A 22,480-nucleotide genomic window follows, 5' to 3' on the forward strand; every position below is an offset into this window, starting at 1 on the left:
TACGCCTCAGGATGACAGTCGCGGCAACCGGAGAGCCAGTTTCCGCATTTCCTCCAGCACCAGCACCGAAGCGCCCAGCGCCACGGCGATCGCCCATTCGGCCGGGCCAAGGTCGGTGGTGTGGAACAGCGCCTGGGCCGGTCCCCAATGCACCGCCACCGCCTGCAGGGCAAGAATGCCGGCCAGCGCCGTCCACAGCTTGCCGTTGGCCAGGGCGGCGGCCCCCAAGGCGCTTTCCGCCCCGACCCTGGCGTTGAAGACGTTGAACACCTGGAACAGCACGAAGGTGGTGAACGCCATGGTGCGGGCGCGGACCATGTCCTGGCCGGCGCCGCCTTCCCACCACAGCACGCCCAGGGTGCAAAGCGCCATCAGCAGGCCGAAGCCGAACAGCCGCGCCAGGCGCGAAAGCGGCAGGATGGGGGCGTCGCGGCCCCGGGGCGGCTGCTCCATCAGGCCGCGCCGCGCCGGGTCGAAGGCCAGCGCCATGGCCGGCGGCCCGTCCATGATGATGTTGACCCACAGGATCTGGATGGGGCTGAACGGTACCGGCAGGCCGCACAAGGGGGCCAGCAGCACGGCCAGCAGCGCGCCGATATTGGTGGACAGCTGGAAACGGACGAACTTGACGATGTTGTCGGTGATGATCCGTCCCTCGCGCACCGCGCCGACCACGGTGGAGAAATCGTCGCCGGTCAGCACCATGGCGGCGGCCTCGCGGGTGACGTCCGAACCGGTGCGTCCCATGGCCACCCCGATGTCGGCGTTGCGCAGGGCGGCGGCGTCGTTGACTCCGTCGCCGGTCATGGCGGTGACGTGGCCGCGTGCCTTCAGGGCCTGGACGATGCGCACCTTGTGCTCGGGCGTCACCCGGGCGAACACGGTGATGGCGGCGACCCGTTCGGCCAACTCGGCATCGCTCATGCAATCCAGGTCGGCGCCCGACACCACCTCGCCGTCCAGCCCCAGTTCGCGGGCCACGGCACCCGCCGTCACCCGGTGGTCGCCGGTGATCATCTTTACCGTGATGCCGGCGGCGCGGCAGGTGGCGATGGACTGGGCGGCACCGGGACGCGGCGGGTCGGCCAGCCCGATCAGGGCGTGCAGCGTCAGGCCTTTCAGCCCGGTGGCGAGGTCTTCGTCCGGCGATGCCGGGCGGGCGGCCAGCGCGATGACGCGCAGCGCGCGGCCGCCCATTTCCTCCATCCTGGCCGCGATGGCCTGGCGCGCTTCCTCGTCCAGCGGCCGGGGGCCGGTCTCGGTCAGCAGGGAGTCGCAGAGGTCCAGCACCCGGTCGGGCGCGCCCTTGACCGACAGCAGGCAGGCCGCGCCGTCGCCGTCCAGCGTGGCCATCAGCTTGGCGTCCGAACTGAAGGGCCGTTCCGCCAGTCGCCGCCAGCGTCCCGGCTCCGGCAGCGCTCCGGCCCGCTCGGCCAGGCGCAGCAGCGCCACCTCCGTCGGGTCGCCCACCGCCTCGCCCGTGGCGGGGTTGAGGCGGGCCTCGGTGCACAGCCCGGCCGGGGCCAGGGCTGATTCAAGGCCGACCGGTCGGTCATCGCCGGCGAAGGCGTGGGCGCGCTCCAAGGCCCAGCCCTCCAGGGCGGTCATCCGCCCCAGGGTCAGGGTGCCGGTCTTGTCCGAGCAGATGACGCTGGTGGACCCCAGGGTCTCCACCGCCGCCAGACGGCGGATCACCGCGCCCCGGCCGGCCATGCGCACCATGCCGAGCGCCAGGGTGACGGTGACGACCGCCGGCAGGCCTTCGGGAATGGCGGCCACCGCCAGGGCGACGGCGGTCAGCAGCACCTGGGCCAGGGGCTCGCCCGTTGCCAAGCCCTGGACCAGGACGAAGGCCACCACCACGGCCGCGATCAGGGAGAGGCGGCGGCCCAGCTGGTCGAGGCGCTCCTGCAGCGGCGTCTGGCCCTCGCCGGCGGCGTCGAGCAGGGCGGCCACTTTGCCCATCTCGGTGGCCGGTCCGGTGGCGGTCACCACCATTTCTGCCCGGCCCCGGGTCACCACCGTGTTCATGAACAGCATGTTGACCCGCTCGGCCAGCGGCACGGCGTCACGGTCGAGCGCCTGGGTTGTCTTGGCCACCGGCTCGGATTCCCCGGTCAGCGACGCCTCGTCCGCCTCCACGTCCTGGCCGTCCACCAGCCGCCCATCGGCGGGCACCCGGTCGCCGGCCTTGAGCAGCACCAGGTCGCCGGGCACCAGTCCTTCGGCGGCGATCACGCTTTCCGTTCCGGCGCGGCGCACGCGGGCCTTCTGGGCCAGCATGGCCTTCAGCGCACCCAGCATGCGTCCGGCGCGGCGCTCCTGGGCATAGCCCAGCGTGGCGTTGAACAGGGTGACGGCCAGCACCACCACCATGTCGGTGGTGTCGCCCACCAGCCCTGCAGCCAAGCCGGCGGCCAGCAGCATCAGGGTCAGCAGGTTGCGGAACTGGTCGAGGAAGACCGCCCAGGCGGGGCGGGGCGGCTTTTCCGGCAGGCGGTTGAAGCCAACGCTTTGACGACGCGCCGCGGCCTCGTCCTCGCTCAGGCCCTCGGTCCCGCAGCCCAGGCGGGCGCGGGTTTCGGCGGCGTCAAGTCGGTGCCAGAAAGTTCCCGGTTCAGGGGGCGGCATCGGGGGGCGTCAACCCCAGATGCGAGGCGGCAACCACCGCGCGGGTGCGGTTGTTGACGTTGAGGGCCTTCAGGATGGCGGTGACGTGCAGCTTGACCGTTCCCTCGGCCAGTTCCAGCACGCGGGCGATTTCCTTGTTGGACTTGCCCTGGCCCAGCAGGGCCAGAACCTCGCGCTGGCGGGGCGTCAGCGCCGCGATGGCGGTTTCGCCCGCCACCGGCGCGCCGTCGTCGCCGCCGGGGCCACTTTGGTCCAAGAGGGCCGGCGGCAGGTAGACGCCGCCCGACAGCACCAGCTTCAGCGCCGAGAGCATGACGCGGGACGACGAGGTCTTGGGGATGAAGCCGGCGGCGCCCATGTTGACCGCCTGCAGCACGTGGCGGCGGTCGTCCGAGGCCGACAGCACGATGACCGGCACTTCCGACGGCAGCAATTCCTTCAGCTTGGCCAGTCCCTCGGCCCAGGCCATGCCGGGCATGGTCAGGTCCAGCAGGACGATGTCGATATCCTTTTCCGCCTGGACGGCGGTGATGGCCTGAGGGAAGTCGCTGGCCTCGATGATCGTGGGCGGCCCTTCGAACTGATCGAGGACGTGGCGAAGCCCGTCACGAAACAGTTCATGGTCATCGGCGATAAGAATCTTCATCTCGTCCCCACCATGGATCTCCCGGCCAAAATTCATTGCCGCTGCCCATCTGCGACATGGTCGCAAACAAGTGGCGTCGCCGCCACGAAAAAATGTGCAATGCCGTCCGGCGCTGCGTTCACGTCAAAAAGCGCCACCCTAGCCTTCGGCCGCATCTTCCAGTATGTTCCGCCGCCATGAGCACGCCCCACACCATCTATCATGTATGCCGTCGGACCGAGTGGCAATATGCCCAGACGACAGGGGTATATGGTGGCTCGTCCCAGGACGCGGCCGACGGTTTCATCCATTTTTCCGGCCCGGATCAGGTTCGGGCCAGCGTCGCCAAGCATCGTGCCGGCCAGGACGATCTGGTGATTGTCGCTGTCGATCCGCAACTTTTGAGCGACGCGCTCAGGTGGGAAGTGTCGCGGGGCGGCCAGCTATTTCCCCATCTTTACGGCCCCCTACCGCTGTCGGCGGTGAAATGGGTGTCCGACCTGACGCTGGGCGCCGACGGCGTCCACGTCTTTCCAGCCATCGAGGACTGAGCCTTGGACTATTTCCGCCTCGCCGGACCGCTGGTCCGCCTGCTCGACGCCGAGACCGCCCATGGTATGACCATTGGCCTGCTGAAGGCCGGTCTGGTGCCGAAGCAGCCGATCTACAACCCCGATGCGCTGAAGGTCCGGCTGTGGGGCCGCGACTTTCCCAATCCGGTCGGGCTGGCCGCCGGCTTCGACAAGAACGCCGAGGTTCCCGACGCCATGCTGGACCAGGGCTTCGGCTTCGTGGAGATCGGCTCGGTGACTCCCCGGCCCCAACCCGGCAATCCCAAGCCGCGCATGTTCCGGCTGCCCGAGGACCGGGCGGTGATCAACCGCATGGGCTTCAACAATCAGGGCCTGGATTTCGTCGCGGCCAAGCTGGCGGCGCGGCCCAGGACCGGCATCGTCGGCGCCAATCTCGGCAAGAACAAGGACACCGAGGACGCGGCGTCCGATTATGAAAAGGGCGCGGCCCGCCTGGCGCCGTTGTCCGACTATCTGGTGATCAACGTCTCGTCGCCCAACACGCCTGGCCTGCGGGCGCTGCAGGGCAAGGACCAGCTTGCCGCCCTGGTGGGCCGCACCCGCGCCGCGCTGACCTCGGCCATGCCGTCGGGCGCGCCGCCGCTGCTGTTGAAGATCGCCCCCGACCTGGCCTGGGAGGATCTCTCCGACATCGCCGCCGTGGCGCTGGACGGCGCGCTGGACGGGCTGATCGTCTCCAACACCACAATCGCCCGGCCCGAATCCTTGCGCTCGGCCAATGCGCGCCAGACCGGCGGCCTGTCGGGGGCGCCCCTGTTCGAATCCTCCACCGCCATGCTGCGCCGGGTCTACGAGTTGACCCGGGGCAAGCTGCCCATCGTCGGCGTCGGCGGCATCGCCTCGGGCTCGGAGGCCTACGCCAAGATCCGGGCCGGCGCCTCCCTGGTCCAGCTCTATTCCGCCATGGTCTACGAAGGCCCCGCTTTGGTCACCCGCATCAAGCGCGAGATGGTCGACCTGCTGGCCCGCGACGGCTTCAAGACCATCGCCGAGGCGGTGGGCGCCGACCATCGGGGCCATGGATTGTGATCGTCCAGATCTCCGGCCTGTCGGCGGTCGCCGACCGCTATGACGGTTTCGTGCTCGACCTGTGGGGGGTGATCCACGACGGCGTCGTCGCCTATCCCGGCGTGGCCGAGACCCTGGCGGCGCTCAAGGCGGCGGGCAAGCGCACCATCATGCTGTCGAACGCGCCGCGAAGGGCGGCCGCCCTGATCGAGCAGCTGACCCGGATGGGCATCGCGCGGGACCTCTATGACGAGGTGCTGTCCTCGGGCGAGGCGGTGTATCTGGAATTGCAGCGCCGCAGCGATCCGGTCTTCGCCGCCTTGGGCGACGCCCTCTACCACCTGGGGCCGGAGCGCGACCGCAACGTCTTCGACACTCTGACTTACCGGTCGGTCGATCTTGATCGGGCCGATTTCGTGCTCAACACCGGACCGGTCGAGATCGGCGAGACGGTGGGGGACTACCAGTCCGTCCTGGAGCGCGCCCTGGCCCGAAGGTTGCCCATGGTCTCGGCCAATCCCGACCACGTGGTCATCCGCCAGGGCAAGCGCATCACCTGCGCCGGAGCCCTGGCCGACCGCTACGCCGACATGGGCGGGCAGGTGGTGAGCCGGGGCAAGCCCGATCCGGCCATCTACGCCGTGGCGCTGGCGGCGCTCGGCATCGAGGACCGCTCGCGCGTCTGCGCGGTGGGCGACGCGCTGCACACGGATATAAGGGGTGCGCGGGCCGGCGGCTTCGACGCGGTGCTGGTTACCGGCGGCATTCACGCCGACGAGCTGGGCATCAAGTGGGGCGAGACCGCCGACCCGGTCCGGCTGGCCGAGCTGGCCCGCCATCACGGCGAGACGCCCGTCGCCGCCATTTCCAAGTTTGTCTGGTAAGGAGACCCCATGTCCGTCATGCACGAAACCGATGCGGTGATCGTCGGCGCCGGCCCGGTGGGCCTGTTCGCGGTGTTCCAGTGCGGCATGGTCAAGGTGCGCTGCCACGTGGTCGACGCGCTGGAGGCGGTGGGCGGCCAGCTTTCGGCGCTGTATCCGGAAAAGCCCATCTACGACATTCCCGGCTATCCCTCGATCCTGGCCGCCGATCTGGTGGAGCGCCTGACCGAGCAGGCGGCGCCCTTCGCCCCCACCTACCACCTCGACACCCAGGTGAGCACGCTGTCGCGCCTGGAGGACGGGCGCTGGCTGTGCGGCCTGTCCAACGGCGAGACCATCGCGGCGCGGGCCGTGATCGTCTGCGCTGGCGGCGGCGCCTTCGGCCCCAACCGCCCGCCGCTGGACGGGCTGGCGCAATACGAAGGCACCAGCGTGTTCTATCTGGTGCGCCGGCGCGAGGATTTCCGCGGCAAGAATGTGGTGATCGCCGGCGGCGGCGATTCGGCGGTGGACTGGGCCATTTCGTTGGCCGAGGTGGCCGCCAAGGTGATGGTGGTGCATCGCCGGCCCAAGTTCCGCGCCGCCCCCGAATCCGAGGCGCGCCTCAAGCAATTGGCCGAATCCGGCGCGGTCGAGCTGGTGGTGCCCTATCAGCTGCAGGCCCTGGAGGGCGAAAACGGCCGGCTGTCGGCGGTGGTGGTCGCCACCCTGGAAGGCGAGGCCAAGCGGCTCGACGCCGACGTGCTGCTGCCCTTCTACGGCCTGTCCAGCGAACTCGGCCCCATCGCCCAGTGGAATCTCGGCATGGACCGCAACCTGATCGCCGTCGACCCCGCCACCGGGGCGACGGATGCGCCGGGCATCTATGCCGCCGGCGACATCTGCACCTATCCCGGCAAGCTGAAGCTGATCCTGGCGGGTTTCGCCGAGGCCGCCCGTGTCGCCCATTCGGCCCACGACGTGGTCCATCCCGGCGAGGCGCTGCATTTCGAGCACTCGACCACCTCGGGCGTGCCCAAGGGGTAGGGGGGGGCCGGTTGGGTGGGAACCCCTGCTCTCCTCGTCATGGCCGGGCTTGACCCGGCCATCCATGGACCCTCGGGTCAAGCCCGAGGGTGACGAAATGGAAAGCCGCTTCCACCAAACTCAGACAGATTCCAGAGTCACATCCCCGGTTTGGGAACGGGCAGGGTGAAGCAGAAGGTGCTGCCCTCGCCCGGCACGGATTCCACCCAGATGCGGCCGCGATAGCGGTTGACCACCCGCTTGCAGACGGCGAGGCCAATGCCGGTTCCCGCCGTCTCGGCGCGGGAATGCAGGCGCTGGAAGATCTGGAAGACGCGGTCGTAGTACTGGGCTTCGATGCCGATGCCGTTGTCGGCGACGCGGAACTCCCAGGCGTTGGGCAGGGCCGTGGCGGTGACCGAGATCACCGGCGCCCGGTCGGGCGAGCGGTACTTGATGGCGTTGCCGATCAGGTTCTGGAACAGCCGCACGAACTCGCCCATGTCGACGCACAGCGCCGGCAGGGATTGGGGCAGTTCGAGGGTGGCGCCGCTTTCCTCGATGGCGACCGTCAGGTTGGACCGGGCGGTGGCCAGGGCCAGCCCCAGGTCGACGGCCTGTTCCGGCAGGGCGTTGCGGCCGATGCGCGAGTAGTCCAGCAGATCGAGAATCAACGAATCCATGCGCTTGGCACCGTCGCGGGCGAAGCCGATATACTCGCGGGCCTCGTCGTTCAGGGCGGGGCCGAACTTCTTGTCCAGCAGGCCGAGGAAGGAATTGACCATGCGCAGCGGCTCGCGCAGGTCGTGGCTGGCCACATAGGCGAATTGCTCCAGATCGGCGTTGGAGCGTTCCAGCTCGGAGGTCTTGCCCGCCAGTTCCTCCTGGACGCGGTGGCGGTCGGTGACGTCCACCGCCATGCTGATCACCAGCCGGCGGCCGTCGGGCAGCTTCTCGATGGGCGCCGAGCGGAAATCCCACACCCGAACCGAGCCGTCGGCGGTGATCACCTCGTGCTCGCCCTCGGCGCGAGGGCCTTCCAGGGCGTACAGGCCCTTGATGCGCCGGGCGATCTCCTCGCCCTTGGCGCCATAGGCCCGCGCAGTCCAATCCTTGACGGTGGGGATGTCCGAGGCGGTATAGCCGGTCAGCTCGGTCCATACCCGGCTGAGCAGCACCACGGCGCCGTCCTCGGCGTGGATCATGATGGGGATGGGGGCTTCGGACACCGCGTGGCGCAGGCGGGCCTCGCTCTCTCTCAGAACCTGGGTCATGGCGGTGCTGCGCGCCAGCTCGGCTTCCAGCGCCCGGCGGCTGAGATAGAGGTCGAGGAAGACGCGGGCCTTGGACCGCAGGATGAAGTCGTCCACGGGCTTTTGGATGTACTCCACCGCGCCCACGTCATAGCCCTTGCGGCGGTGTATTTCGTCGGAATAGGCGGCGGTGAGGAAGATGATGGGAACCTGGGCGGTGCGCGGCTCGTCGTGCATCAGCCCGGCCAGCTCGTAGCCGTCCATGCCCGGCATGTTGACGTCGAGCAGGGCCAGGGCGAAATCGTGTTCCAGGCAGTGGATCAGGGCGTCGTTGCCGCTGGCGGCCTCGATCACCTCGACGTCGAGCTTGTTCAGGATCTTGCCGAGAGCCAGGAGATTGGCCGGCGTGTCGTCGACGATGAGGATCTTCGGCCGGATTGCGCTCATGGGGCGTGGTCCTGGGAGGGAAGGGACGCCTGGCACAGCGAGGCGACGAGAAAGGCGATGCGGTCCGCCGGCGCGATCCAGTCCGCCCCGCCATGGGTGATGGCGGCGCGCGGCATGGTGTCGGCGGCGGCGTCGTCGGGATCCTGGACGATGCAGGTGCCGCCCGCCTCGCGCACGGCGGCCATGCCGGCGGCGCCGTCCTCGTTGGAGCCGGTCAGCAGCACCGCCAGCAATCCCTCGCCCCAGGCTTCCGCCGCCGATTCCAGCAAAGGGTCGATGGCGGGGCGCACGTTATTGATGCGGGCTTCCACCGACAGGGCGAAGGTGGCGTCGGGCTCGACCAGCAGGTGATAGTCGGGCGGCGCCACATAGACGCGGCCGGGCAAGGCGGGGGCGCGCTCCTCGGCCTCGGACACCGGCAGGGCGCAGTCGCGGGCCAGCACGGAACTGAGCAGGTCGCGGGCCGAAGGGCCGGAATGGCAGACGACGATCACCGGCACCCCCAAGTCGGCGGGCAAGTGCGGCAGGATGTCGTGCAGGGCCTTGATCCCGCCCGCCGAACATCCGATGGCCACGGCCTCGATCCGCCTCACCCCAGCTCTCCGCTTTTCTTGAACAGGCGCAGGTCGTTGTCGATGGCGAAGAAGTGGTGCGCCTGCGCCGATCCTCCCAGGTTCTCCCGCGTGCCCAGGCACAGGAAGCCGCCGCGCGAAAGGCTGGCGGCGAACAGGCCCAGCACGTGGTCCTGCAGCTTCTTGTCGAAGTAGATCAGCACGTTGCGGCACATCACCATGTTCACTTCGCAGAATACGCCGTCCGAGACCAGATTGTGATGGGCAAACGAGATGTGGTCCTTGAGCGCGCCGCTGATCTTGGCGAAGCCGTAGCCCAGGCTGAAATAGTGGGACAGGCTTCTGGCGCCGCCGGCCTTGCGGTAGGCGGCGTCATGGCGCGCCACATGCTCGGCCGGGAAGATCCCCTCCTCGGCCTTGGCGATGGCGGCGTCGTTGATGTCGGTGGCGTAGATCTGGGCCTTGTGCAGCAGCCCGGCCTCCTCGAGCAGGATGGCCAGGGAATAGGCCTCCTCGCCGGTGGCCGAGCCCGCCTGCCAGATGTTGAGGCGGGGATAGGTGGCCAGCACCGGGAAAAGCCGCTCGGCGACGGCCCGAAAGACCGGCGGATCGCGGAACATCTCGGTCACCGGCACCGACAGGGTGGCCAGGATGGTGGGCAGCAGGCTGTCGTCGTGGATCACCCTGGGCAGCAGCTCGGCGATGGTCGTACACCCCTGGTTCATGGCCAGGGCCGAGACCCGGCGGCGCAGCGACGCCTTGGCGTAATGGCTGAAATCATAGCCGTGCCGCCGGGCCAGGGCCTCGACGAACAGGTCCACCTCGAGGGCGCGCAGGCGGTCAGTGCGGGTCGGCATGGCCGCTCCGCTCGATCGCCTTCGCCATGGCCAGGCGCAGCATTTCGATGTCCACCGGCTTGGTCAGATAGTCGTCAGCGCCGGCGGCCAGACAGCGGTCGTGGTCCCCCGGCATGGCCTTGGCGGTGAGCGCGATGATGGGCAGCCTGGCGAAGCGCGGGTCCTTGCGGATTTCGCCCATGGCGCGATAGCCGTCCATGCCGGGCATCATGATGTCCATCAGCACCAGATCGATGTGTTCGCGGGCCTGCAGATGGCTGAGCGCCTTGGCGCCATCCTGGGCGATCAGGACCTTGAGGCCCCTGGCGCGCAGTACCTTGGACAGGGCGAAGGCGTTGCGCATGTCGTCGTCGACCAGAAGCACCGTGCGCCCGGCCAGCGCCGTGTCGACGGCCTCGGCGGGGGGCCTGGCCTTGGGCTTGCCGTTGGCCCTGGCCTCGATGGCGTGCAGGAACAGCCCGACCTCATCCAGCAGGCGCTCGGACGAGCGCGCGCCCTTGATGACGATGCTGTCGGTGAATTCGCGGATGCTGAGGGTCTGTTCCTGGCTGAGTTCCGCGCTGGAATAGACGATGACCGGCGGCAGGCCCGGCCCGGCGCGCTCGGCCCGTTCCAGGATTTCGGCGCCCTGCATGTCGGGCAGCGCCAGATCGATCACCATGCAGTCGAAGGTCTCCTTGGCGATCCGCTCCAGGGCCTGGGCGCCGGTTTCGGCGATGGTGATGTCCAGGTCCAGGCCGGCCAGGGTCTGGCGGATGGTGGTGCGGTTGACCTCGTTGCCGTCCACCAGCAGCAGGCGGCGGCGTCCGGTGGCCGATCCGGCCCGCAGCAGGACCTCGAAGACGTCGTTGATCTGCTCGCGGCTGACCGGCTTGGTCAGGTGGCCGACGATTCCCAGCCGGGCCGCCTTGGACGGTTCGTCCCCGGCCGAGATCACGTGGACCGGGATGCCCCGGGTCTCGGGCGAGCGGCTGAGGCCTTCGATCACCTCCCAGCCGCTCATGCCCGGCAGGCCGATGTCGAGCACGATGCCGCCGGGGCGGCGCAGGCGCGCCATATCCAGGCCGGTCTTGCCGTCGGCGGCGGTGATGGTGGCGAAGCCCTTCGCCTGGGCCAGTTCGCAGACGACGCGCCGGAAAACGGGATCGTCCTCGATGACCAGCAGCAGCTTTCCATCCGCCGTGGGGGCGTCGGCGGGGGCGAGTTCCGATACGGGAGCCTCGACGATCGCGGGCGGCGATTGCGGCGCGCAAGGGTGGGGTGGAATCGTCCCGCCGTTCAGCGGCAGAGTCAAAGTGAATATGCTGCCGCGTTCGCCGTTGTCCTCCAGGGTGATGTCACCGCCCATCAGGCGGGCCAGCCGGCGCGAGATGGTCAGGCCCAGGCCGGTGCCGCCGAACTGGCGCGACGTGCTGCTGTCGGCCTGTTCGAAGGCGGCGAAGATCCGCTGGCGGTCCTGCTCGGCGATGCCGATGCCGGTGTCGGCCACGGACAGGGTGAGGGCGCCGCCATCCGCCACCGTGGCGAGGCGGATCGTGACGCCGCCCTGGGCGGTGAACTTGATGGCGTTGCTGACCAGATTGTTGACGATCTGCTCGATCTTGCCGCGATCGGCAAAGAGCGATTCAGGCAGGTCGGGCGCCACCTCCACCTGGAAGTCCAACCCCTTGTCGGCGGCGACCGGGGCGAAGCGCCCCCGGATTGCCTGGGCCAGATCGGCCAGGGGAACCGCCACCGGAGCCAGGGTCATCTTGCCCGCCTCCACCTTGGACAGGTCGAGGACGTCGTTGATCAAGGCCAGCAGATGGGTGCCGCTGTCATGGATGACGCGGGCCGATTCCGTCTGGTCGGGGGACAGGTTGCCGGCCTCGTTTTCGGCCAGGTCGCGGGCCAGGATCAGCACGCTGTTGAGCGGCGTCCTGAGCTCATGGCTCATATTGGCCAGGAATTCGGACTTGTAGCGGCTGGCCTGTTCCACCTCGGCGGCGCGGCGGTCGGCCTCGGCGCGGGAGTCCTCCAGCGCCTGGCTGCGTTCCTCCAGGGCCTCGGTCTTCAGGCGCAGTTCCTCGTTGGCGGCCTGCAAGGCCTCCTGCTGGACCTTCAGCTCTTCTTCCGAGACGCGCAGCTCCTCGTTGGCCACCTGCAGCGCCTCGCTCTGGGTGCGCAGTTCCTCTTCCGAGGTCCGCAGCTCTTCCGCCTGGGTCTGGGTCTCCTCCAGCAGGTCCTGGGTGCGGATGTTGCGGGCCAGGATTTCCAGGTTGAGGGCCAGGACCGGCAGGGCGGCCTCGATCACCGCCCGCTGGGCCTCGCTGAACGGCGTGAAGCTGGCGAATTCCAGCACGGCCAGGGCCGCGCCGCGCGACATGACGGGGACGACCAGAATCTCGGCCGGCGCCGCGGCCCCGGTGGCCGAGGCCACGTTCAGCCAGGATTCGGGCGGCGACTGGATCAGGATGGGCTGGCCGCCGCGCGCCGCCTCACCGGCGACGCCCTCGCCCAGGGCGAAGGAGTCCGGCAATTGGTGGTGGGACGGCGACAGGCCCCAGCCGCCCATGCGCACGAAGCGTCCGCTGGCCGAGGGGCGGCCGTGGAAGACCGCGACGCCCGCGCCCGACAGCGGCACCAGGAAGTCGAGGGCCGTGGAGGCGAATTCGGCGAGCGTATCCACCTGCTGGAGCGCCGGGGACAGGCGCGCCACGCCGTCCTTGATCCAGCCGTCGCTTTCCAGACGCTGCGCCGCCCGCTTGAACACCTCGACGGCGGCGGCCATGCGGGCCACCTCGGCGACGCGCGAGTGGTTGGGGATGGCGACGGAGAGGTCGCCGTCGGCCAGCTGGTGCATGACGTCGCGCAACTGGCCCAGCGGCACCGCGATGGAGCGGGTGATGAGCCGCGCCAGCACGGCGCCGAGCAGCAGCAGGCCCGCCAGGGTCAGGGCGATGTCGCGGAGCGCGGCGTCGCGGCGCTCGACGATGCGGCGGTTGAATTCGGCGGCCTTGTCCTGGGCGAAGGCGTAGATGCCGGCCAGTTCGCGGCGCAGGCCGGCGATCTGCGGTACCCCGAACCGGCGGGAGTTCTCTGCGGCCTTCTCGAACTCGCCGGCCTGGCACAGGCGGATGTTCTGGTCGCGCACCGTCTTCCACTCGGCCAGCTTGTCCGACAGGCGCTTCACATCATCGGAGGGCCCCAGGTACTGGGCGCGGATCACCGCCAGGCTGGCGGCCATCTCGTTCTCCTTGATGGCGACCTGCCCCGCCAATTGGGAGACGTCAGTGGGTGAATGCTCGTAGATCATCTTCAGCATGTCGGCGCGCATGGCGTTGACCTGCGATTCGACCTGCATCAGGGCGTTGGTGACGGCGAAGGGATGGGCATAGAGGTCCGCCGCCATGTCGGCCATGATCAGCATGGTGCGGACCGCCATTCCGGCCATGATCACGGTCAGCATCAGCACGGCGGCAAAGCCGGCCGTCAGGCGGGTGACGATTCGAGTCCGAGTTAAACGCACCGGCGGCTTCCCCATCTCAACCGGAAGCCGTGTTGCGCCTCCCAGAAATGTGACGTTTTCTGTCTTGGCGACACAATATCGTCGAGCCGCTGCAAAGTGAAGGGACTTGCGGAAGGGGGGATACGTGATAACCCGGGCGTGGGCGCCGGATTTAATCGTCCCTTAACCGCGACCTGTTAGCGTGACAGGGCTCGAAGGATTCCAGACCCATGCCGCCGATGTCGCTCCTGCTGCCTGATTTCATTGCCGAGGGTTTGGCCGATCCAAAACGCCGACGGCGTCTGGGCGACATCCTGGTGACGCTGGCCTGTTGCCTGTGGCTGGGCTTTTCCACCTGGACCTTCTTCGTCCAGGACATGCCCGACGAGATTTTCGACAACCACACCGGCAAGGCCATGCAGGAACGCATGAAGGCCTGCGAAGGCAGCTTCCAGCAGCGCTACAAGTGCAAGCAGGCCCTGCTTCTTACCGGCGAACGCTGGGGCTTCGCCGTGGCGCTGGACCGGGTTCTGCTGATCTGCGGGCCGGCCATCACCGCCTGGCTGGTGTGGGGCGCCATCAAGCGTCGCTGAAAATTCTCGCCTCTTATTCCGACGATCGGTTGCCTGGCGGGCCCGCCTGGGGCAGAGTCGAGCCTTTCCAAAAACAAAACCAGAGGTTCCGCCATGGCTGCCATCACCCTCAAGGGCAATCCCATCAACACCAACGGCACTCTGCCGTCGGTGGGGGCTGCCGCTCCCGCTTTCTCCCTGACCGGCGTTGATCTCGCCGATGTGAGCCTGGATGCGGTGGCCGGCAAGACCGTCGTCCTCAACATTTTCCCCAGCATCGACACGCCCACCTGCGCCGCCTCGGTGCGCCGCTTCAATGCCGAGTTGGACAAGCTGGGCAGCGTCGCCGTGCTGTGCGTCTCCGCCGACCTGCCCTTCGCCCACAAGCGCTTCTGCGGCGCGGAAGGGCTCGAGCGGGTGCAGTCCCTGTCCGACATGCGCGACAAGGGCTTCGGCGAGCGCTATGGCGTCAAGATCGTCGACGGCCCGCTGGCCGGCCTGCTGGCCCGCGCCGTGGTGGTGATCAAGGGCGGCAAGGTGGCCTATACCCAGCTGGTCTCCGAGATCGCCGACGAGCCCAATTACGACGCCGCCCTCGCCGCCGCGAAGTAGGGGGCGAATGCGGCCGGGACGGCCGCGCTCCGATTGGTCGGAGCGCGGGCGTCTCGCCCGCAAGATGAAGCCAACGGGCCGCTTGCCAACGGGAAGCGGCCCGTTTTTCATGCCAGCAGGCGGGCGGCGACCATCTGGACCAGGGCGCCAATCGACAGGTCGAGAAGGACCAGCAGGCCGGCGGCGCTGGGCTTGACGTCCAGCGCCTGGTGGGCGACGTAGGCCTGGTAGACCAGCACCACCACGGTCATGGCCAGGTTGAGCAGCGCCATGCCGTGGCCGGGCGCCAGATGAATCAGCAATCCCACCGGCAGCAGCACCGCCATCTGGATGACCTGCGACCAGTTGTAGGCGACGATGTAGCGGAAATAGAGGTGGGAGCGTTCCAGGCCTTCCGAGATGTGGCTCATGGCGAGCGGAAAGGCGACGCAGCCGATGACGTAGGCGATCAGCTCGACGGCCAGCGGCCGGGCCAGATCGTCCTCGAAACTGCCGTCCAGCGCCCTCAGCGCCAGAAAGCCGGGCAGGATCAGCGCCGGCCCCCAGAAGGAGTTGACGAAGCCGCGCGGGCTGGCGTCGAACCAGATCAGCCCGGTGGGGTCGCGCCGGGCCAGCCGCCAGGCGCCGAAAACGCCGGCGAAGATGTCGCCGGCGGTGATCATGGCGCTTCCGCCAGACGCACGAGGACGCGGCGGTAGATCTCGGTCAGGGCCTCCATGTCGGCGACGGCCACGTGCTCGTCCGACTTGTGCATGGTCTGGCCGACCAGCCCGAACTCCACCACCGGGCAGTGGTTCTTGATGAAGCGGGCGTCCGAGGTGCCGCCCGAGGTGGAGGCCTCGGGCCGCAATCCCGTCACCTCGAAGGCCGCCTGGGCGATGGCTTCGGACAATTGGCCGGGGGGCGTCAGGAAGGATTCCCCCGACACCTCCACCTTGACCTCGCACTCGCCCTCGACCTGGGCGACGGTGTCCCTGATCCATTTTTCCAGCGACGCACCGGAATGCAGGTCGTTGAAGCGGATGTTGAAGCCGGCGCGGGCCTCGGCGGGAATGACGTTGGTGGCGGGGTTGCCCACGTCCACCGTGGTCAGCGCCAGGGTCGAGGCCTGGAAATGGGGCGTGCCCTCGTCCAGCGGCTTCTCCGTCAGCCGGCGCAGGATCTCCAGCAGGCGGGGGATGGGATTGTCGGCCAGATGGGGATAGGCGGAATGGCCCTGGCTGCCGAACACCGTCAGGCGGCAGTTGAGGCTGCCCCTGCGGCCGATCTTCATCATGTCGCCCAGCGTCTTCGGATTGGTGGGCTCGCCGACGATGCAGCAATCCATGCGCTCGCCCCTGGCCGCCAGCCAGTCCAGCACCTTGACGGTGCCGTCCACCGCCGGGCCTTCCTCGTCGCCGGTGATCAAGAGCGAGACCGAGCCCCGGAGGCCCCCGTCCGCCTTGAGGCGCGCCACGGCGGCGACGAAGCAGGCGATGGCGCCCTTCATGTCGGCGGCGCCGCGCCCGAACAGGCGGCCCTGGTCAAGGGCGCCGCCGAACGGCTCGGCCGTCCAGCCCTTGCCGGGCGGCACCACGTCGGTGTGGCCGGCGAAGCAGATGTTGGGAGCCTCGGTCCCTAAGCGGGCATAGAGGTTCCTGATCTCCGGCCCGCCGGTCGCCGAGCGGACGTGGTGGCAGGCAAAGCCCAGGTCTTCCAGCGCCCCGGCCAGCACGTCCAGCGCGCCCGCGTCGTCGGGCGTGACGCTGGGACAGCGGATCAGGGCCTGGGCCAGCGGGACGGGGTCGGAAAGGGTCATCAGTCGCGCAGCAGCTCGTTGATGCCGACCTTGGAGCGGGTGCGCTCGTCCACGCGCTTGACGATCACCGCGCAATAGAGGTTGGGGCCCGGCGTGCCGTCGGGCAGGGGCTTGCCCGGCATGGTGCCCGACACCACCACGGAATAGGCCGGCACGCGGCCCATGAACACTTCGCCGGTCTCGCGGTCGACGATCTTGGTAGACGCGCCGATATAGACGCCCATGGACAGCACCGCGCCGGTCTCGACGATGACGCCCTCGGCCACCTCGGCGCGGGCGCCGATGAAGCAGTTGTCCTCGATGATCACCGGCCCGGCCTGCAGCGGCTCGAGCACGCCGCCGATGCCGGCGCCGCCCGAGATGTGCACGTTCTTGCCGATCTGGGCGCACGAGCCCACCGTCGCCCAGGTGTCGACCATGGTGCCGGAATCGACGTAGGCGCCCAGGTTGACGAAGCTGGGCATCAGCACCACGCCCGGCGCGATGAAGGCCGAGCGGCGCACCACGGCGCCCGGCACGGCGCGGAAACCGGCAGCGCGGAAGCGGGAATCGTCCCAGCCCTCGAACTTGGTGGGGACCTTGTCGAACCAGGTGGCGGGGCCGTCGCCCATCACCTTGTTGTCCGACAGGCGGAAGGACAGCAGCACCGCCTTCTTGGCCCACTGGTTGACCAGCCACTTGCCGTCGGTCTTCTGGGCGACGCGCAGCGTGCCGGAATCCAGGGCGGCCAGGGTCGCCTCGACGGCGTCGCGCACCTCGCCCTTGGTCTGGAGGTTGATGCCGTCGCGGGCTTCCCAGGCGGCGTCGATGGTCTTTTCAAGGGCGGCGAAGCTCATGGCGGGTTCCTGCTCGAACGGTCTGAAAACGGGGCCCAGAACATACTCCGGGCTGGCTCTAAGTCAATGATGCCTGGACTCAGTGGTGGTGATGGCCGGGGAAGTGGGGATGGCCGTGCTCGACCTCCTCGTCCGAGGCGGCGCGGATCTCGGCCACGGTGCAGTCGAACACCAGCGCCATGCCGGCCAGCGGATGGTTGCCGTCCACCACCACCTTGCCGTCGGCCACGTCGGTGACCGAGAACAGCATGGCCTCGTCCTGGTTGCCGTCCATGACGCGCTCGAACTGCATGCCCACCACCACGTTGTCGGGGAACAGCGAGGCCTCCTCGACGCTGACCAGTTCGGCGTCGTATTCGCCGAAGGCGTCCTCGGGCTGCAGCTTGATGTGCAGCTCGTGGCCGGCTTCCTTGCCGTCCAGGGCTTCCTCCAGCCGGGGGAACAGGCCGCCGTAGCCGCCGTGCAGATAGATGATGGGCTCGGCGCCCTCGTCGACGATGTTGCCGTCGGAATCGCTGACGCGGTAGGTCAGGGTGACGACGGTGTCCTTGGCGATCAGCATGTCAGTGTCTTTCGTCGGTGAGGGGGGCGTCGATGAGGGAAGCCAATTGGGCGGCCATCTCGGCCACCGGGGTCTTGAAGTCCGAGGGGTCGGGCTGCCGGAACAGCCGCATGGTCGGGTACCAGGGTGACGTTAGCGGTTCGTCTTGCCAACGCCAATCGGAAACGTAGCGCAGCAGCACCCAGACCGGGCGGCCCAGCGCCCCGGCCAGATGGGCCGCCGAGGTGTCGATGGTGATGATCAGGTCCATCCGCTCCATCACATGGGCGGTGTCGGCGAAGGATTTGAGCACCGGGCCGGCGTCGCGCACCAGCCGCTCGATGCCGGTGCGCTTCAGGTCCTCGGCGCGCGGACCCATCTGCAGCGAATAGAAGGTGGCGCGGGGATCGGCCAGCAGCGGCAACAAGTCCTCCAGCGGCCAGGAGCGGTCGCGCGGCGTGGTCTTGCCCGCCCAGACCAGTCCCACCGACAGCTTCTGGCCCGGCGGCGGCTCCAGGCGCAGATTGGGGCGTGGCGGGGCCTTGAGATAAGGCACCTGGGCCGGAATGGACTCGAAGCGGGTCTTCATCAGATGGGGCAGGCTGGCCAGGGGGGCCCAGCAATCATGGACGGGCGGGGCGGCGCCCTTGGGCACCAGCGCCGCCAGGCCGGGCAGTCCGGCGAACAATTCGCTCTGCTCGGGCAGGCATTCCAGCACCACCCTGGCGCCCTGCGTCGCCAGCAGCGGGATGTAGCGGACGAATTGCAGCGCGTCGCCAAAGCCCTGCTCGGCCAGCAGCATGATGGTGCGGCCCTTGGGATCGTCGCCGGTCCAGCGCGGCCCCGGCAGGGGGCGGGTGGGATTGCGGGCCAGCCTGATGCGCCATTCGTAACCGGCGAAGCCCGTCTCGTAATCGCCCATGTAGAGGTCGGCCAGCGCCAGGTCCCACTGGATTTCCGCGTTGTCGGGCTCGGCCGCCACCAGTTCGCTCAGCATGGCGTGGGCCTCTTCGTGCTTGCGGCGGTCGCGCAGCACCAGGGCCAGGTTGTAGGCGTAGCCGCCATTGCCGGGGGCCAGCTCCACGGCCCGGCGGAGCGCGGCCTCCGCTTCCTCCAGCCGCCCCAGGTCGCGCAGCGCGTTGCCCAGGTTGGACAAGGTGGAGGCGTCGTCGCCGCCCACGGCCATGGCGCGGCGATAGCTGGCCACCGCCGCCGCCGGCTTGCCCTGGCGGCGCAGGACGGCGCCCAGATTGGCGTGGGCCGACGCCCAGGCGGGCGCCAGCAGGGCGGCGGTGGCGAAGCCCTGCTCGGCGTCGTCCCATCGTCCGTCCCGCCATGCCTGGGCGGCGGCGGCAAAGGCCCGCTGCGCCTGTGGTAAGGGTGTGTCCGCCGCCATGTCCGCTCCCCCTGGAATAACGCCATCTTTCCCGAGGATAGCGGCGGCGGCAAGAGCGGGGCTTGAACCATTTATGTTCGTCCCTCGCCGGGCGGGCGCTTTTCGCGCCCTTGGCCGCCGCCTCAATGGCGGCTGATCGCGGCGCGCGCCGCTCTTGAATCCTACCCGGCAATCACAATATCAGCATCATCGAATATAGGAGGCGTGGATGCTGATCGATGGATTTCCGCCCGGCGGCGTGGTGACGGTCAACCGGGTGGTGCTGCGCCCGGGCTTCACGGTGGACGACCTGGAGGAGCGGGTGGCGCTGCTGTGCGAGAACGTCAAGACCTGGCACTCGGAAACCGGCTTCATCGGCGGCTTCGTCTGCCTGAATTCGGGCATGATCTCCAACGAGGGCTCGACGGTGGGCCAGGCGGTCGGCTCGCCGCTGGCCGGGCGCGAAGCCCTGATCGTCACCTTCTGGAACAGCTTCGCCGAGCACGAGCAGTCCCACCGGTCCGCCACCTTCCAGCCGCTGTTCAGGTCGGTGCTGGAATTGTGCGAGAACGGCAACGAGGAGATCGCCTATTCCATGCTGTGGCAAGGTGCGGCCTACGCCCCGGAACAGGCCCGGCTGGCCCAGGCGGCCAAGGGGGGCTGAGCTACACCCAGCCCTTGCGGCGGAAGTAGATGTAGGGCAGCACCGCCGAGACCACGGCCAGGCCGATGGCCCAAAGGTAGCCCAGTTCCCACTGCAGTTCCGGGATGATCTTGAAGTTCATGCCGTACCAGCTGGCCACCAGGGTGGGGGGCAGGAACAGCACCGACATGATGGTGAACAGCTTGATCACCTGATTTTGCTGGATGCCGATCAGGCCCAGGGTGGCGTCCAGCAGGAAATTGATCTTGTTGCCCAGGAAGTCGGTGTATTCGGCCAGGGAGTGCAGGTCCTGGTCGATGGCCCGCAGGCGGTCGGGCAGGTTGCTCAGGCCCATGGCGCCCTCGCCGTGGGGCAGGAAGGCGGTGGCGCGTTTGAGGCCCAGCAGGGTTTCCCGCGCCTTGCCCGACAGGTCGCCGGTCCGCCCGATGGTGCGCAGCAGGGCCTCCATCTCGCGCGAGCCGGCGCGGCGGCGGCGGTGCTGGGGGCCGTGGGGCTGGTGGAAGATGCGGTGCGAGATGCCGTCCAGCCCGGCGCCCAGGTCCTGCAGCACGTCGGCGATGCGGTCGACGATGGCTTCCATCAGGCCCAGCATCACATCGCCGCCGTTGACCGGGACGGGATGCGCCGCGGGCAGCGCCGCCGAATAGGTGGCCATGGCGTGCGGCGTGTCGTGGCGCAGCGTCACCAGCAATGTGCCGCTCAGGATGAAGGTCACGGCGGTGTTGCGCGGCTCGAATCCGCTGGCGCCGGTCAGCACCGGCACGGTCATCGCCAATGCGTCGCCCAGCCGCGACAGCCGCGACGAGGTCTCGATTTCCTGCATGCGGTCCTTGGACGGCAGATCCAGCCCGGTGCGGGCCTCGACCAGGGCGATCTCCTCGGGCGAGGGGGCGAGCAGGTCGATCCACAGGGCCTCGCGGCCCACATGCTCGGTCCCGCCCGTGATCACGCTCCCTGGGGTCACGCCACCCGGGGTGGCATGATAGGTGGTGATCATGCCGTGCCGGCGGCTTCCTGGTTGAGATCGGGCTTGGCCGGCGGCGGAGCCTCGGCGGGGTCGGAAGCGCCGTTGCCCTTGGCGGCCGGAGCTTCCAGCGCCTTGATGGACGAGCCGGCCTTGCGCACCAGACGGCCTTCCATGGAGGCGCCGGCCTCGATCTCCAGGCTGTCCTGGATCACGTCGCCGATGACCTTGGCCGATTTGGCGATCACCACCGATGAGGCGTTGATCTTGCCGTTCAGCTCGCCATGGACCTGCACGGTCTCGGCGGTGACCTCGCCGGTGATGCGCGCACCCTCGCCCACCAGCAGGCGGTGGCAGGAGATGTCGCCCTCCACCTGGCCGTCGATCTGCATCTCGCCCTGGGTGAAGATGTTGCCGACGATGCGCACGTCGGCGCCGATCACCGACAGGGGCAGGCCGTTATTGCCATGACGGGCGGAATGGGTGGCGGCGGATACCGCCCCAAGGGCCTTACCAAGCTTTGGGAGCATTTTCACCTGCCGCGATGAATTTGAGGGGATCCTTGGCCACGTCGGCGACGCGGACCTCGTAATGCAGATGGGGGCCGGTGGAGCGCCCGGTGTTGCCCAGCAGGCCGACCACGGTCGAGCGCGTCACCTTCTGGCCTTCCTTGACCTTGATGCGCGACATGTGGGCGTAGCGGGTGGCGACGCCGTTGCCGTGGTTGATCTCGACGGTCAGGCCGTAGCGGTCCCAGGGGCCGGCGAACTCCACCACGCCTTCGCCGGTGGCGTAGATCGGGGTGCCGTGCGGAGCGCCGAGGTCGACGCCCTCGTGCACGCCGGTGCGGCGGTTCAGCGGGTCGTTGCGGGTGCCGAAGGTGGAGTTGAGGTCGTAATCCTCGTGCAGCGGCTCGCCCAGCGGCATCTTCTGCATCACCGCCTTGATGCCGCTCCAGCGGTCCAGGCGGTCGACCAGCCCGGTCAGGCCGGTGTCGCCGGTCAGGGTGTTGAGCGGAATGAACGGGCCGCCACGGCCGGCGTCGCGGTCGCGGCGCTCGAACAGGCGCGACGCGTCAAGGCCTAAGCGGGCCAGCAGGCGCTCGGTGTCGGAGATGCGCGACTGGGCGGCGGCGTCGGTGTTCTGCACCGCCTGGGAATAGGCGACGCGCAGGCGTTCCAGCGAGCCCTCCAGGCGGCGGACCTGCTCGCGCACGGCGCGCGCCTCCTCTCCGTCGTCGCTCAAGGCCGGCTCGCCGCTCTTGCCGCGCTTGGCCGGGACGGCGACCTTCTTGGGCGGCTGGTCCTTGGCCAGGGTGGCGTTGGTTTCGGCCAGCACCACCACGTTGGAATGGACCAGATCCACCTCGCGGGCGATGTCGGCGACCATCTTCTGCGACGAGGCCAGGCGGTACTGGGCGGCGCGGGTGGCGGCCATCATCTCGTCCAGCTGGCGTTCCTTGGCGGCGATCTCGTCGGGCTGGCGGGTCAACAGGGCCGAGACGATGCCCGCCCATACCGTGATGCCGGCCATGATGCCCAGCAGGACCAGCTGGCGCTTGCGGGTGAAGGTGAAATGCTCGGCGGTGCCGTTGGGGCGGCGGATGAAGACCTGCCATTCGGGAATGGCCCAGGACGCGGCGCGACGCAACGCCTTAAGCCGCTTTCCGGCTGCCGGGATCAGTCGCTTTTCGGTCACTGTCCTGACGTCCCCCACGTTTCGGATGGCCTGCCCGGTCGAAGAGCGGGGCAAGTCT

At 68.8% G+C, this 22,480-nt stretch carries 21 protein-coding genes; 7 read left to right on the forward strand and 14 right to left on the reverse strand.

Annotated elements, in window-relative coordinates; translation table 11 throughout:
- Positions 1–6: 6 nt before the first annotated feature.
- Both XM1_RS06855 and XM1_RS06860 read right to left on the reverse strand, forming a co-directional pair.
- Complete coding sequence (locus XM1_RS06855) at positions 7–2,631, reverse strand: cation-transporting P-type ATPase (protein ID WP_068431750.1); 2,625 nt, start codon at positions 2,629–2,631, stop codon at positions 7–9.
- A complete protein-coding gene (locus XM1_RS06860; RefSeq protein ID WP_068431753.1) occupies positions 2,618–3,277 on the reverse strand; it encodes a response regulator transcription factor in 660 nt (219 codons plus the stop codon). Before XM1_RS06860 ends, XM1_RS06855 begins: the two co-directional genes overlap by 14 nt.
- 176 nt (positions 3,278–3,453) lie before the next feature.
- On the opposite strand from XM1_RS06860, the gene XM1_RS06865 reads away from it, so the two are divergent.
- Genes XM1_RS06865 through XM1_RS06880 form a run of 4 tightly spaced genes read left to right on the forward strand, consistent with a single transcriptional unit; the run spans position 3,454 to position 6,767 of the window.
- Positions 3,454–3,807 (forward strand): DUF952 domain-containing protein, encoded by a 354-nt coding sequence (locus XM1_RS06865; RefSeq protein WP_068431756.1) that lies wholly within the window; start codon positions 3,454–3,456, stop codon positions 3,805–3,807.
- 3 nt (positions 3,808–3,810) lie between these two features.
- The gene (locus tag XM1_RS06870) at positions 3,811–4,878 is read left to right on the forward strand and encodes a quinone-dependent dihydroorotate dehydrogenase (RefSeq protein ID WP_068431759.1); all 1,068 of its coding nucleotides are present in this window, start codon (positions 3,811–3,813) and stop codon (positions 4,876–4,878) included.
- Positions 4,875–5,741 carry a TIGR01459 family HAD-type hydrolase gene (locus XM1_RS06875; protein WP_068431763.1) on the forward strand — a complete coding sequence of 289 codons (867 nt, stop codon included), beginning with the start codon at positions 4,875–4,877 and terminating at the stop codon, positions 5,739–5,741. Before XM1_RS06870 ends, XM1_RS06875 begins: the two co-directional genes overlap by 4 nt.
- Before the next feature lie 9 nt (positions 5,742–5,750).
- On the forward strand, positions 5,751–6,767 hold the full coding sequence (locus XM1_RS06880; RefSeq protein ID WP_068431766.1) for an NAD(P)/FAD-dependent oxidoreductase: 1,017 nt from the start codon (positions 5,751–5,753) through the stop codon (positions 6,765–6,767).
- Between the two features lie 137 nt (positions 6,768–6,904).
- Here the strand turns inward: XM1_RS06880 and XM1_RS06885 are convergent, their stop codons facing one another.
- Genes XM1_RS06885 through XM1_RS06900 form a run of 4 tightly spaced genes read right to left on the reverse strand, consistent with a single transcriptional unit; the run spans position 6,905 to position 13,383 of the window.
- Positions 6,905–8,446: an ATP-binding protein gene (locus XM1_RS06885; RefSeq protein WP_068431769.1), complete on the reverse strand. Its 1,542-nt coding sequence runs from the start codon at positions 8,444–8,446 to the stop codon at positions 6,905–6,907.
- Complete coding sequence (locus XM1_RS06890) at positions 8,443–9,039, reverse strand: chemotaxis protein CheB (RefSeq protein ID WP_068431772.1); 597 nt, start codon at positions 9,037–9,039, stop codon at positions 8,443–8,445. The genes XM1_RS06885 and XM1_RS06890 overlap by 4 nt, the downstream gene beginning before the upstream one ends.
- A complete protein-coding gene (locus XM1_RS06895; RefSeq protein WP_068431775.1) occupies positions 9,036–9,875 on the reverse strand; it encodes a protein-glutamate O-methyltransferase CheR in 840 nt (279 codons plus the stop codon). The genes XM1_RS06890 and XM1_RS06895 overlap by 4 nt, the downstream gene beginning before the upstream one ends.
- The gene (locus tag XM1_RS06900; protein ID WP_172821892.1) at positions 9,859–13,383 is read right to left on the reverse strand and encodes a response regulator; all 3,525 of its coding nucleotides are present in this window, start codon (positions 13,381–13,383) and stop codon (positions 9,859–9,861) included. The genes XM1_RS06895 and XM1_RS06900 overlap by 17 nt, the downstream gene beginning before the upstream one ends.
- Positions 13,384–13,592: 209 nt before the next feature.
- Between XM1_RS06900 and XM1_RS06905 the strand changes: the two genes are divergently transcribed.
- Positions 13,593–13,955: a hypothetical protein gene (locus tag XM1_RS06905; RefSeq protein ID WP_068431781.1), complete on the forward strand. Its 363-nt coding sequence runs from the start codon at positions 13,593–13,595 to the stop codon at positions 13,953–13,955.
- A 93-nt stretch (positions 13,956–14,048) separates the two neighbouring features.
- Positions 14,049–14,546: a thiol peroxidase gene (gene tpx, locus XM1_RS06910; RefSeq protein ID WP_068431784.1), complete on the forward strand. Its 498-nt coding sequence runs from the start codon at positions 14,049–14,051 to the stop codon at positions 14,544–14,546.
- Between the two features lie 107 nt (positions 14,547–14,653).
- Here tpx and XM1_RS06915 read toward each other — a convergent pair whose 3' ends face one another.
- The 5 genes from XM1_RS06915 to XM1_RS06935 all read right to left on the reverse strand — a co-directional run bounded on the left by XM1_RS06915 (position 14,654) and on the right by XM1_RS06935 (position 19,117).
- Positions 14,654–15,208 (reverse strand): hypothetical protein, encoded by a 555-nt coding sequence (locus XM1_RS06915; RefSeq protein ID WP_068431787.1) that lies wholly within the window; start codon positions 15,206–15,208, stop codon positions 14,654–14,656.
- Complete coding sequence (gene dapE, locus XM1_RS06920; RefSeq protein ID WP_068431791.1) at positions 15,205–16,344, reverse strand: succinyl-diaminopimelate desuccinylase; 1,140 nt, start codon at positions 16,342–16,344, stop codon at positions 15,205–15,207. Before dapE ends, XM1_RS06915 begins: the two co-directional genes overlap by 4 nt.
- Positions 16,344–17,180 carry a 2,3,4,5-tetrahydropyridine-2,6-dicarboxylate N-succinyltransferase gene (dapD, locus tag XM1_RS06925; RefSeq protein ID WP_068431794.1) on the reverse strand — a complete coding sequence of 279 codons (837 nt, stop codon included), beginning with the start codon at positions 17,178–17,180 and terminating at the stop codon, positions 16,344–16,346. Before dapD ends, dapE begins: the two co-directional genes overlap by 1 nt.
- A 79-nt stretch (positions 17,181–17,259) precedes the next feature.
- Positions 17,260–17,742 carry a peptidylprolyl isomerase gene (locus XM1_RS06930; RefSeq protein WP_068431799.1) on the reverse strand — a complete coding sequence of 161 codons (483 nt, stop codon included), beginning with the start codon at positions 17,740–17,742 and terminating at the stop codon, positions 17,260–17,262.
- A 1-nt stretch (position 17,743) separates the two neighbouring features.
- Positions 17,744–19,117, reverse strand: a complete 1,374-nt coding sequence (locus XM1_RS06935) for a tetratricopeptide repeat protein (protein ID WP_068431802.1) — start codon at positions 19,115–19,117, stop codon at positions 17,744–17,746.
- A 208-nt stretch (positions 19,118–19,325) separates the two neighbouring features.
- Here XM1_RS06935 and XM1_RS06940 point away from each other — a divergent pair, with 208 nt between their 5' ends.
- Entirely contained in the window at positions 19,326–19,760 is a 435-nt protein-coding gene (locus XM1_RS06940) for a ligand-binding protein SH3 (RefSeq protein ID WP_068431805.1), read from the forward strand.
- A gap of 1 nt (position 19,761) precedes the next feature.
- Here XM1_RS06940 and XM1_RS06945 read toward each other — a convergent pair whose 3' ends face one another.
- From XM1_RS06945 to XM1_RS06955, 3 genes are read right to left on the reverse strand one after another with little or no spacing between them, the layout of a single operon-like run.
- A complete protein-coding gene (locus XM1_RS06945; protein WP_068431808.1) occupies positions 19,762–20,757 on the reverse strand; it encodes a magnesium transporter CorA family protein in 996 nt (331 codons plus the stop codon).
- On the reverse strand, positions 20,754–21,254 hold the full coding sequence (locus XM1_RS06950) for a polymer-forming cytoskeletal protein (RefSeq protein WP_068431810.1): 501 nt from the start codon (positions 21,252–21,254) through the stop codon (positions 20,754–20,756). Before XM1_RS06950 ends, XM1_RS06945 begins: the two co-directional genes overlap by 4 nt.
- Complete coding sequence (locus XM1_RS06955; RefSeq protein ID WP_231920714.1) at positions 21,235–22,422, reverse strand: M23 family metallopeptidase; 1,188 nt, start codon at positions 22,420–22,422, stop codon at positions 21,235–21,237. The genes XM1_RS06950 and XM1_RS06955 overlap by 20 nt, the downstream gene beginning before the upstream one ends.
- Positions 22,423–22,480: the final 58 nt, after the last annotated feature.

The organism is Magnetospirillum sp. XM-1 (assembly GCF_001511835.1).
Taxonomy (GTDB): domain Bacteria; phylum Pseudomonadota; class Alphaproteobacteria; order Rhodospirillales; family Magnetospirillaceae; genus Phaeospirillum.

Excerpts from the sequence above, each read along its gene's own strand:
- XM1_RS06855 (WP_068431750.1), bottom strand. The coding sequence starts at position 2,631 with ATGCCGCCCCCTGAACCGGGAACTTTCTGGCACCGACTTGACGCCGCC.
- XM1_RS06860 (WP_068431753.1), bottom strand. The coding sequence starts at position 3,277 with ATGAAGATTCTTATCGCCGATGACCATGAACTGTTTCGTGACGGGCTT.
- XM1_RS06865 (WP_068431756.1), top strand. The coding sequence starts at position 3,454 with ATGAGCACGCCCCACACCATCTATCATGTATGCCGTCGGACCGAGTGG.
- XM1_RS06880 (WP_068431766.1), top strand. The coding sequence starts at position 5,751 with ATGTCCGTCATGCACGAAACCGATGCGGTGATCGTCGGCGCCGGCCCG.
- XM1_RS06885 (WP_068431769.1), bottom strand. The coding sequence starts at position 8,446 with ATGAGCGCAATCCGGCCGAAGATCCTCATCGTCGACGACACGCCGGCC.
- XM1_RS06895 (WP_068431775.1), bottom strand. The coding sequence starts at position 9,875 with ATGCCGACCCGCACTGACCGCCTGCGCGCCCTCGAGGTGGACCTGTTC.
- XM1_RS06905 (WP_068431781.1), top strand. The coding sequence starts at position 13,593 with ATGCCGCCGATGTCGCTCCTGCTGCCTGATTTCATTGCCGAGGGTTTG.
- tpx (WP_068431784.1), top strand. The coding sequence starts at position 14,049 with ATGGCTGCCATCACCCTCAAGGGCAATCCCATCAACACCAACGGCACT.
- XM1_RS06915 (WP_068431787.1), bottom strand. The coding sequence starts at position 15,208 with ATGATCACCGCCGGCGACATCTTCGCCGGCGTTTTCGGCGCCTGGCGG.
- dapE (WP_068431791.1), bottom strand. The coding sequence starts at position 16,344 with ATGACCCTTTCCGACCCCGTCCCGCTGGCCCAGGCCCTGATCCGCTGT.
- dapD (WP_068431794.1), bottom strand. The coding sequence starts at position 17,180 with ATGAGCTTCGCCGCCCTTGAAAAGACCATCGACGCCGCCTGGGAAGCC.
- XM1_RS06930 (WP_068431799.1), bottom strand. The coding sequence starts at position 17,742 with ATGCTGATCGCCAAGGACACCGTCGTCACCCTGACCTACCGCGTCAGC.
- XM1_RS06935 (WP_068431802.1), bottom strand. The coding sequence starts at position 19,117 with ATGGCGGCGGACACACCCTTACCACAGGCGCAGCGGGCCTTTGCCGCC.
- XM1_RS06940 (WP_068431805.1), top strand. The coding sequence starts at position 19,326 with ATGCTGATCGATGGATTTCCGCCCGGCGGCGTGGTGACGGTCAACCGG.
- XM1_RS06945 (WP_068431808.1), bottom strand. The coding sequence starts at position 20,757 with ATGATCACCACCTATCATGCCACCCCGGGTGGCGTGACCCCAGGGAGC.
- XM1_RS06950 (WP_068431810.1), bottom strand. The coding sequence starts at position 21,254 with ATGCTCCCAAAGCTTGGTAAGGCCCTTGGGGCGGTATCCGCCGCCACC.